The following is a 2210-nucleotide window of genomic DNA, read 5'->3' as shown; positions in this document are numbered from 1 at the left end:
GGTCCTCCCTTGTTCTTGCCTTGTTCTCGCGGCTCCCGTCAACTCGCCTCCGCCCACCGCCCCGCGGCGACCAGTCCCCGCTGCGCCTGCGGCGAGGCGACCCGCGGCAGGAGCAACGACCAGAAGCGGGTGAGTGTGGTGCGGGACAGCCAGTGGACGTCGTGGCCGCCGAGCGCGGCGAAGCCGACCGTCGCGCCGACCACCGTGGTCACGAGGTCCCGGGGCGCGACGTCGGCGAGCAGACCCTCCCGAGCGGACCGTGCGACGGCGTCCTCCACCCACGCGCTCCACCGCTCGAACAGGTCCTCGCCCTCGCCGGCCCCCTCGGCGTTGTCACCGAGGTCGAACCCGGCACGCAGGATGACGTCACGGCTGAGTCCTTGCAGCAGGGCGTGGCTCGTGTCAATGAGGGTCTGCAGCGACCCGCCGTACCGCGGCGACGGCGGATCGGCGGAGGTGATGCGCGTGAAGTGCTGCGCCGCCGCATCCCGCACGGCCGTGGCGAGAGCGGCCTTGCTGGCGAAGTGGAAGTGCAGCGCCCCGTTGCTGACCCCGGCTCTGGCACTGATCGTCGACAGCGAGACCACTTCGAAGCCGTCCCGGGTGAAGAGCTCGGCGGCGGACTCGATCAAAGCGTTGCGCGTTCGCACCGCACGTTCCTGCTTGGCCATCGGGCGCTCCGTTACTGCTCGGGGTTCGGGAAGCTTAACAAACCGCGCAAGCGGTTTCCAGGTGTAGGGTGCAGTGACTTCCCCGAGACCCTCATGGTGCCCATAAAACGGAACCCCACGGTCCAAGACCGTGGGATTCCGTGAGAACTGGCGGAAAACGCAGGTCAGTTCGGCTGAAGCACAACGGGCAGGGTGGCGTACCCGTTCACGATGAAGGACGGCACCTGCTCCAGCCCGTCCGCCGGAAGTACGGACTCCAGATCCGGAAATCTGGTGAAGAGCGCCGACAGCGCGGAGGTCGCCTCCAGTTTGGCCAGCGGCGCGCCCAGGCAGCGGTGCACCCCGAACCCGAAGCCCAGGTCGTCGCGCCGTCCGGGCCGCAGCACGTCGAACACGCCGACCTCGTCCCCGTACGCCGCCGGATCGGAGGCCGCCCCGGCGAAGGAGATCAGGATCGGGTCACCCTTCTCGATGCGTACGCCGTCCAGGTCGATGTCCTCGACGGCGAACCGCATCGGCGAGTACGCGGCGGGGGCGTGCGTGCGCAGCGTCTCGGACACCGCGTCGGACCAGTCGGCGCGGCCTTCGACGACGTGCGCGCGCTGCTCCGGGTGGGCACACACGGCGGCGATGGCGTTGGTGATGAGGGTGCAGGTGGTCTCCTGGCCGGCGGCGATCATGAGGTAGAGGGTGCCGAGGAGTTCCTGCTCGGTGAGCCGGCCGTCGTCGCTGTCGTGGACATCGATCAGCGCGGACGTCAGGTCGTCGCCGGGTCTGGCTCTCTTCTCGGCGACCAGTTCGGCCAGCATCCCGAAGACCGTCACCTGCGCGGCGGCCATCTCCTCGCCGGACACGGTGGTGCCGAACACCACCTCCAGGGCCGTGCACAGGGGTTCGCGCGCCGCCTCGGCGACACCGAACAGCTCACAGATCACCCGCATGGGCAGAACCTTGGCGAACCGGGCCCGCAGATCGACCTGGTCACCGTCCGGCACGGCGGCCAGCTCGTCGAGCAGTTCCCCGGTCAGCTCCTCGACCCGGGGCCGCAGCGCCTCCGTACGCCGGGCGGTGAAGGCGGCCGCGACCAGCCTGCGCAGCCGCGCGTGGCTCTCCCCGTACGCGAACAGCATGTTCTCGTTGGCCACCCACGGATACAGCGGCCAGTCCTCCCCTATCCGGCCCTCCACGAAGTCGGGCCAGTGACGCCTCGCGTCCTTCGACACCCGTCCGTCCGTGAGGAGTTGCTTGGCGTACTTCTGCCGTACGACGGCCCAGGCGCGCACTCCGCCCGGCAACTCCACCTCGACGGCCGGTCCCTGCGCCCGCAGCTTCGCGGTCTCGCCCGCCAGGTCACGCCCGGTCACGTCGAGGGCGTACGGGCACGCAGTCATGTCCATCCGTGCACTCCGTTCGGTTGGTCATCCCGTTCGGTACTGAGCGTGGGCGCCGGTCGGCGCACCACGTGGAACTCATCGCACACAGAGGAGAAACAGATCCCCCTCCCCCGTTCCGGAGCCACTCCCACGACTCACCCTCACC

The 2210-nt window shown here is 69.6% G+C and carries 2 protein-coding genes; both read right to left on the bottom strand.

The features are described 5' to 3' along the window. Positions 1–38 precede the first annotated feature (38 nt). Complete coding sequence (locus FNH08_RS49120) at positions 39–671, bottom strand: ScbR family autoregulator-binding transcription factor (RefSeq protein ID WP_152778431.1); 633 nt, start codon at positions 669–671, stop codon at positions 39–41. A gap of 164 nt (positions 672–835) precedes the next feature. Further along, entirely contained in the window at positions 836–2068 is a 1233-nt protein-coding gene (locus FNH08_RS49115; RefSeq protein WP_152778429.1) for a cytochrome P450 family protein, read from the bottom strand. Positions 2069–2210 lie beyond the last annotated feature (142 nt).

Source organism: Streptomyces spongiae (assembly GCF_009377185.1).
Taxonomy (GTDB): domain Bacteria; phylum Actinomycetota; class Actinomycetes; order Streptomycetales; family Streptomycetaceae; genus Streptomyces; species Streptomyces spongiae.
Note: the sequence above shows the minus strand (reverse complement) of the source record. Positions and strands in the feature narration are given on the sequence as shown.

Excerpts from the sequence above, each read along its gene's own strand:
- FNH08_RS49120 (WP_152778431.1), bottom strand. The coding sequence starts at position 671 with ATGGCCAAGCAGGAACGTGCGGTGCGAACGCGCAACGCTTTGATCGAG.
- FNH08_RS49115 (WP_152778429.1), bottom strand. The coding sequence starts at position 2,068 with ATGGACATGACTGCGTGCCCGTACGCCCTCGACGTGACCGGGCGTGAC.